7 protein-coding genes are annotated in these 7,535 nt (G+C 66.2%); all 7 read right to left on the bottom strand.

Annotated features, from left to right (window positions below):
• On the bottom strand, window positions 1-731 hold a 731-nt coding region (locus tag WBB14_RS28140), incomplete at its 3' end, for a thiolase family protein (RefSeq protein WP_424242662.1).
• Window positions 728-2,587, bottom strand: a complete 1,860-nt coding sequence (locus tag WBB14_RS28135) for an AMP-dependent synthetase/ligase (RefSeq protein ID WP_424242661.1) — start codon at window positions 2,585-2,587, stop codon at window positions 728-730. The genes WBB14_RS28140 and WBB14_RS28135, both read right to left, overlap by 4 nt.
• Window positions 2,584-3,378, bottom strand: a complete 795-nt coding sequence (locus WBB14_RS28130; RefSeq protein ID WP_424242666.1) for an ABC transporter ATP-binding protein — start codon at window positions 3,376-3,378, stop codon at window positions 2,584-2,586. The genes WBB14_RS28135 and WBB14_RS28130 overlap by 4 nt, the downstream gene beginning before the upstream one ends.
• 52 nt (window positions 3,379-3,430) lie before the next feature.
• The gene (locus WBB14_RS28125; protein WP_332016385.1) at window positions 3,431-4,612 is read right to left on the bottom strand and encodes an ABC transporter substrate-binding protein; all 1,182 of its coding nucleotides are present in this window, start codon (window positions 4,610-4,612) and stop codon (window positions 3,431-3,433) included.
• 43 nt (window positions 4,613-4,655) lie between these two features.
• Window positions 4,656-5,693 carry a branched-chain amino acid ABC transporter permease gene (locus WBB14_RS28120; protein ID WP_424242660.1) on the bottom strand — a complete coding sequence of 346 codons (1,038 nt, stop codon included), beginning with the start codon at window positions 5,691-5,693 and terminating at the stop codon, window positions 4,656-4,658.
• Between the two features lie 3 nt (window positions 5,694-5,696).
• Window positions 5,697-6,575: a branched-chain amino acid ABC transporter permease gene (locus WBB14_RS28115; RefSeq protein ID WP_088141197.1), complete on the bottom strand. Its 879-nt coding sequence runs from the start codon at window positions 6,573-6,575 to the stop codon at window positions 5,697-5,699.
• Window positions 6,575-7,399: an ABC transporter ATP-binding protein gene (locus WBB14_RS28110; protein WP_424242659.1), complete on the bottom strand. Its 825-nt coding sequence runs from the start codon at window positions 7,397-7,399 to the stop codon at window positions 6,575-6,577. Before WBB14_RS28110 ends, WBB14_RS28115 begins: the two co-directional genes overlap by 1 nt.
• Between the last annotated feature and the right edge of the window lie 136 nt (window positions 7,400-7,535).

Below are 7,535 nucleotides of genomic sequence, written 5' to 3'. Positions count from 1 at the left end.
CCGTCCGCCAGCTGGCTGGCGTTGGCCGCGGTGACGCCGCCCTGACCCGGCGGGCGCAAGGCGGGCGCCATGGCCGCCATGCGGGCAGGGTCCGTCTTCTCGCGTATGCCTTCGTCGCGCCCCGCATCCTCCCGCGGCCCTGGCAACAACTCGGCGTGGAGGCCGGCCTGGGCCGCGCTCCAGGCGCGCGCATGGCTCTCCCGGGCCCATTCGTCCATCTCGGCCTGGGATAGCTGCCAGCGTTCCGCAATCCGCTCGGCGCTCTCGATCTGATGGATCAATGGATAGCGTTCCAGCAAGGCGGGGTTCAAGCCTTCAAAGCCGCGGAATTCGCCCTGTCCCAGCGTCACGTCCAGGAACATCGGTACCCGGCTCATGCTTTCGACGCCGCCGGCCACCACGTAGCGCATGTCGCCGGCGGCAATGGCTTGCGCGCCGAAATGCACCGCCTGCTGGCTGGACCCGCACATGCGGTTGAGCGCCACGCCCGGCACGCTCTCGGGCAGCCCCGCGAGCATGGCGGCCAGCCGGCCGATATTGGCGCCCTGCTCGCCCGCCTGGCTGACGCAACCCGCGATCAGGTCCTCGACCTTCTCGCCCGGCAATCCCGCGCGCGCCAACAGGCCCTGCACGGTTTGGGCCAGCAGCGAATCCGGCCGCGTGTCCGCCCACCAGCCGCCGCGCCGCCCGAAGGGCGTGCGCACGGCCTCCACGATCACGGCTTCGTTCATGCCGTCGTCTCCTCAACGTAGAGCGATTCGATCTCGTCCGCATAGCTGCGGTAGATGCTGGCGCGCCTGACCTTCATGGTCGCGGTGACTTCGCCGTCGTCATGGTCCAGCTCCTTGGTCAGCAGATGGAAGCGCTTGATCTGCGCCACCGGCGCGAGGCCGGCATTGGCGCGCGCGACTTCTTGCTGCACCAGCTCGCGCACCTGCGCACATTCGGCCAGCGACCGGAAATGGGTGAAGGCGATGCGGCGCGACTCCGCCCACTTGCCCACCGTGTCGAACTCCAGCTGGATCAGCGCCGACACGTACTTCCTGCCATCCGCGATCACGATGCATTCCTTGACATAGGGGCTGCCCTTGACCGCGTTCTCGATCTCGGAGGGCGTCAGGTTCTTGCCGCCCGCCGTGATCATGATGTCCTTCAGGCGGTCGACGATGCGCACGCGGCCCGCCTCTTCAGCCACCACGTCGCCCGTGTACAGCCAGCCGTCGCGCACGGTGCTGGCGGTGGCTTCCGGGTTCTTGTAGTAGCCCTGGAACACCATGTCGCCGCGCACCAGCAGTTCGCCCGCTTCGCCCATGCGCCATTCCACGCCCAGGATGGGTTCGCCCACCGTGCCCACCTTCACGCGGTCCGGATGCTGGCCGAAGATCATGCCCGCGGACTCCGTCAGCCCGTAGACCTCGATCAGCGGCACGCCCAGCGTACGGAAGTAGCGCACCACGTCTGGCGAGATCGGCGCCGCCCCCGTCATCGCCACGCGCACCCGCCGCAGCCCAATGAAGTTCTGCAAGGCGCGCAACACCAGCCAGTACCAGAGCCAACGCGTCCAGCGCTCGCGCAGCGTGTATTGCGCAGGAGACTTCTCCAGGAACGGCGCGCAGGCCGCCAGCGCGCGCCGGTACAGCCATTGCTGCACGCGCCCGGCTTCCTGCATCTTGATCGAAATGGCGGCGTGCAGTTTTTCCCAAATGCGCGGCACGCCCAGGAATATCGTCGGCGCGACTTCACGCAGGTCTTCCTGCACCGTGCGTATCGATTCGCCGAAATTCACCTGCGCCCCCAGGTAGAGGGGCACGAAGGTGGACAGCATCTGTTCGGCCACGTGGCACAGCGGCAGGTAGGACAAATGCACGCTATTGCCGTCCATCGCCAGCCGCTCGGCGATGCCAGGCGCCACACCGCGCATATTGCCGTAGCTGAGCATCGCGCCCTTGGGCTTGCCGGTGGAGCCGGACGTGTAGATCATGAGGCCGGTGTCGTCCAACTGCTGGCCGTCCAGCGCCTCGTTCAAGGCAGCAAGCTCGGCCGCCTCGCGCCGCTCGCCTTCGGCCTCGATCTCGGCGTAGGTCACGATGCGCTCGCGCTCGGCCGGCGCATAGGAGCGCAGGCCCTTGGTCTCCATCATGACGATGCGGCGCAATAGCGGCAGCCTGTCGGCCACCTGCAGCACCTTGTCCGTCTGCTCCTGGTCCTCGCACACGACCAGTTCCACGTCCGCGTGCTCCAGCACGTAGCCCATTTCCTGCGCCGGGCTGGTGGAGTACACGCCCACCGCCACGGCGCCGACCGCGCCCGCCCCCATCTGGGTCAGCAACCATTCCACGCGGTTCTCGGAAACGATGGCGACCCGTCCGCCCGCGCTCAGCCCCAGGGCGCGCAGGCCCAGCCCCACGCGGCAGGCCCGGCTCCAATATTCCGCCCAGGTCATGGGCTTCCAGATGCCGAAGTCCTTCTGCCGGATGGCGATGGCCTCCGGCTGGCGGCGCGCCTGCTCGCGCAGCATCTGCGGCAGCGTCAAGGCCGGCCACGCCTGCGTCGATGCGCCGGAAATATCCATGTGCTTGTCCGTCATGACAGCCAGCGCTTGCGGCGCTTGTAGTGCTTGATGTCGCGAAAGCCGCGGGCCTCGCCCGTGCCGCCCACACCCAGGTAGAACTCGCGCACGTCCGGATCCGCCGCCAGCTTTTCGGCGCTGCCGTCTATCACCACCTTGCCGGTTTCCATGATGTAGCCGTAATGGGCCACCGCCAGCGCCACTGAAGCGTTCTGTTCCACCAGCAGCATGGACACTCCTTGCTCGTGGTTGATGCGCGCGATGATGGAGAAGATGCTCTCCACCAGCATCGGCGACAGGCCCAGCGAAGGTTCGTCCAGCAACATCAGGCTGGGCTGCGCGATCAATGCGCGACCGATGGCCAGCATCTGCTGTTCGCCGCCCGAGAGGTAGCCCGCCAGGCCGCGACGCCGCTCGAAAAGACGCGGGAAATAGCCGTAGACCAGGTCGAAGTCGACCTTCGCCCCTGGCCTGCCCGTCAAGGCATAGGTCGCGGCCACCAGGTTCTCTTCGACGGTCAGGTCCTCGAACACCCGCCGTCCTTCCATCACGTGCGCCAGCCCCGCGCGCACCAGGTTCTGCGGCCTGGAGCCCGCGGTGTCGCCGCCGTTGAAGACGATCTGCCCGCGCACCAGCGCGCCATCCTCCAGGTCCAGCAGCCCCGACACCGCCTTCAGCGTCGTGGACTTGCCGGCGCCGTTGCTGCCCAGCAGCGCCACGATGCTGCCGGCGGGCACCGACAAGGACAAGCCGCGCAGCACCTGCACCGCCTTGTTGTAGACGACTTCGATGTTGTTGATATCGAGCACCGCCGGGGCCGGCGGCGCGGCCTGCGCGTCATGTCCAGGGTTCACGGCCGCCTCACTTCAGCACGATCCAGTCGGAGGCCGGCACCATCTGCTTCTGCTTCACATCGGCGCGATAGATCCGGCCCACCGGGATCGAATTACCCTTGATCGAGATCGGCACGCCAATCAGGCCGCCCGTGTCGAAATCCTTGATGCCGTCCAGCGCCGCCTTCATGTTGGCGCTGGTCAGTTCCTTGCCGGCGTCCAGCGTGCGCTTTGCGACCTCAGTGAACAGCATGGCGGCCAGGAAGCCCTGCATGTAGCCCGTGCTCTGGTACGTCGGGCGCATCTCGCGGATCTTCTTCAGCATGGGCGCATCGGCCGCGGTGTCGTAGTAGTAGCGGTACGGCATCACGCCCATGAAGCCCTCGGCGTCCTCGCCCATCTGCATCACGGTGGAGTTGTCCATGGTCCAGAACGTGCCCATGTAGCGCGTCTTCAGTCCCATGCGCTTGCCCTGCCCCACGAACTCGGGAATGGGCGCCAGCACGTAGCCATGGAAGATGGTGTAGTCCGGATCGGCGCGGCGCAGCTTGATCACCTCGGTCGACACGTCCACGCTGCCCGGCGGCGTCATGATCTCGGTCGCGACCTTCAGCCCGAGCTTTTCGGCCACGGCGCGCGAGCTGGCGATGGGATCGCGGCCGAACTCCGTATCCGAATACACGAAGGCCACCTTGGCGCCGGGCTGTTCCTTGGCGATGTAGCGCAGCAGGATGCCGAACATTTCGGTGTAGTCAGGACCCAGCATGAACTGGGCGGGATACTTGGCCGGATCGTTCAGTTCCGTGGCAAAGGACGCACCGGTCATCAGGATGTCGCCCGTGCGGTTCAACTCGGCATTGATGGTCTTGGAGAAGCCGGTGGAATCGCCGTAGTAGAAGTTCACCTTGTTCTGGCTGGTAATCTTCTTGAACGCCGCCACCGAGGCATCCACCTTGTAGGCCGTGTCTTCCGGCACGTAGCGCAGCTTGCGCCCCTTCACGCCGCCCTGGTCGTTGACGATCTTCACGTAGTCGGTAATGCCGGCATGGATGCCCTGCCCCGCGAAGGCGAACACACCGCTCAGCGGGATGGACCCGCCCAGCACCAGGTCCTCGGCCGCCTGTGCGGCGGGCGCCGCCGACAAGGCTGCTGCCAGGCCCAGGGGGGCCAACAACCTCGATAAACCGCTGCCGATCCGGATGCGCTTCATGGTTAGTCTCCTGAGGGTCTTATGGGTGGCCGCTGCACGCGAGCTAGGTGCGGAAGGGCCAGAGGTGGAAGTAACGGCGCACGCGCCGCCAGATTTCCGCGAGCCCGTGCGGCTCGAAGATCAGAAAGCCCACGATCAGCAGGCCGAAAACAATAGTGCGCACCGGCGAAATCAGGCGCAGCGCGTCGCCGCCCACCGGCAGCCAGCCCACGATCAGCTTGAGCAGCTCCGGCACCATGGTCATGAAAATGGCGCCCAGAATGGAGCCCAGGATCGTGCCCATGCCGCCCACGATGATGGCGGCCAGGAAGAAGATCGACATGATCAGCGGGAAGCTCTCGGGCGTGACGACCCGGAAGAAATAGGCCCAGAGACCGCCTGCTACGCCCGCATAGAACGACGACAGGCCGAACGACAGCAGCTTGTATCGCAGTAGCCGTATGCCCAGCACCTCGGCCGAAATGTCGCGGTCGCGTATGGCGATGAAGGCGCGCCCGATGCGCGTGCGGAACAGGTTGGCTGCGCCCAGCACCATCAGCGCCGTCACCGGCACGATCAGCCAGTAGATCTTGAACGAGGTATCCAGGTCCACGCCCAGCACCCGCGCCGGCGGCACCTGCAGCCCCGTCGTGCCTCCCGTGAACTGCCAGTTGGCAAAGATGAAATGCGCGATGAACGAGGCGGCGATCGTGGCGATGGCCAGGTACAGACCCTTCACCCGCAGGGACGGAATGCCGACCAGCAGGCCGCCCGCCATCGCCACCAAGCCGCCCGCCAGCAGATTCAGCAGCACCGGCGTGCCCAGCCGCTGCTCCAGCACCGCCACCGTGTACGCCCCCAGGCCCATGAAGGCCGCCTGCCCCAGGCTGACCAGGCCGGTATAGCCCGTGAGGATGTTCAGGCCCGTGGCGCTGGCGACATTGATGGCCACCAGGCAGGCCAGGTATAGCCAATAGGCGTCGGCCACGAAGGGGAACATGACCAGGGACGCGGCCAGCAGGACCAGCCACGCCTTCTGCGTGCGGGTATCGAACAGCGCTTCGTCCGCAAGATAGGTTTGCTTGGCAGTCGCGATGCGCATCGGTCAGAGCCTCTCGATTTCACGGGTGCCGAACAGGCCATAAGGCCTGACCATCAGCACCACCACCAGCACGATGAAGGTGGCCAGCAATTTGTATTCGCCGCCCATATAGGCGCCCGCCCAGGCTTCCAGCAGGCCGATGAAGACACCGCCCACCAGGGCCCCGGCCACGCTGTCCAGCCCGCCCACGATCACCACCACCAGCACCGACAGGCCGAACACGCCCATCGACGAGGAGATGCCGCCGATCGCACCCACGATCACGCCCGACACCGCGGCTAGCGCCCCCGCCGCCACCCAGGCCAGCGAGAACACGCGCGGCACGTTGATGCCCATGGCATACGCCGCGCCCTGGTCCGAGGCCGTGGCCCGCAGCGCCACCCCGCCGCGCCAGTAGCGGAACACCACCAGCACCAGCAGCGCCAGCACCACCGCCACCCAGAAGCCGTAGAACACCTTGGGCGCAACAAAGGCCTCGCCTATCATCACCGGCGAACGCGGCATGAATTCCGGCAGCCGGCGCTGGTCGGCCGTCCAGATCAATTCCACCGCGCCCACCAGGATCGACGCCAAGCCCACCGTGATCATGAACACCGAGATCGGCGCCTCGCCCAGCATGGGGCGGATGGTCAGCCTTTCGACCACCGCGCCCAGCGCGCCCGACACCACCACCGCACCCACGATGGCCAGCCAGATCGGCCATTCCATGCCGGTGGCGAAGGCGTAGAACACGTAGGCGCCCAACATCAGGAATTCGCCGATGGCGATGTTCACCACCCGGGTGGCCTTGTAGACGATGACGAAGGCCAGCGCCGCCAGCGCGTAGAGTCCGCCGCTGCCCAACCCGGCCAGCGTGACTTCCAGGAAGAACAGCATGTCCATCAGGCTGCCTCCCGCAGGCGGCGGCGCAGATCGCCGACATCGCCCGCGCCCAGGTAGGCCTGGATGACCTGCGGATCCGCCTGCACCTGCGCAGGCGTGCCGTCGGCGATCACCTGGCCGAAGTTCAGCACCACCACGTGGTCCGACAGGTCCATCACCATGCCCATGTCGTGCTCCACCATCAACACCGTCACGCCCCATTCGGAGCGTGCGTCCAGGATGAAGCGCGCCATGTCGTCGGTCTCTTCGCGATTCATGCCCGCTACTGGCTCGTCCAGCATCAGCACCTTGGGATTCATCGCCAGCGCCCGCGCCAGCTCCACGCGCTTCTGCAAGCCATAGGACAGCGCGGCCACCGGCGCGTGGCGGATGTGATCGATCTCCAGGAAATCGATGATGCGTTCTTCGATGTCGGCGCGCAGCGCCATCTCTTCGCGGCGCGCCCGGCCCAGATAGAGCAAGGCGTCCAGCACGTTGGTGCGCAGGTGGGCGTGGCGGCCCAGCTTGATGTTGTCCAGCACAGTCATACCGCGGAACAGCGCAATGTTCTGGAAGCTGCGCGCCAGGCCCATCCGCGCACGTTCCGGCGCGGCCACGCGCGTGATGTCGCGTCCCTGGAAGCGGATCTGGCCCGAGGCCGGGCGGTAAAAGCCGGAAATGGTGTTGAACAGCGAGGTCTTGCCCGCGCCGTTGGGGCCTATGACCGTGGTGATGGACCCGGGCGCCACGCGAAAGCCCACGCCCGTAAGCGCCTTGACTCCGCCAAACGCCAGCGTGACCCCATCCACCTCCAGCAAGGGAGTGCTGTCGGACTGATCCACCATTTGTCTCCTCGCTTTTACATGCGAAGTTTTTATCGACGTCGGTCTGGCGAACCCGCGAGGCAGGAGATGCAACGAACCTGTCTTTACCTACGCCAGTACAGCGCCGGAAAATCGTTCTATGCGTTACGCTAAGCGT

Origin of the sequence: Achromobacter sp. (genome assembly GCF_049647645.1) — a bacterium.
Taxonomy (GTDB): Bacteria; Pseudomonadota; Gammaproteobacteria; order Burkholderiales; family Burkholderiaceae_B; genus Achromobacter.
Note: the sequence above shows the minus strand (reverse complement) of the source record. Positions and strands in the feature narration are given on the sequence as shown.

Coding starts and splice junctions, on each gene's coding strand:
- WBB14_RS28135 (WP_424242661.1), bottom strand. CDS start 2,587: ATGACGGACAAGCACATGGATATTTCCGGCGCATCGACGCAGGCGTGG.
- WBB14_RS28125 (WP_332016385.1), bottom strand. CDS start 4,612: ATGAAGCGCATCCGGATCGGCAGCGGTTTATCGAGGTTGTTGGCCCCC.
- WBB14_RS28120 (WP_424242660.1), bottom strand. CDS start 5,693: ATGCGCATCGCGACTGCCAAGCAAACCTATCTTGCGGACGAAGCGCTG.
- WBB14_RS28115 (WP_088141197.1), bottom strand. CDS start 6,575: ATGGACATGCTGTTCTTCCTGGAAGTCACGCTGGCCGGGTTGGGCAGC.
- WBB14_RS28110 (WP_424242659.1), bottom strand. CDS start 7,399: ATGGTGGATCAGTCCGACAGCACTCCCTTGCTGGAGGTGGATGGGGTC.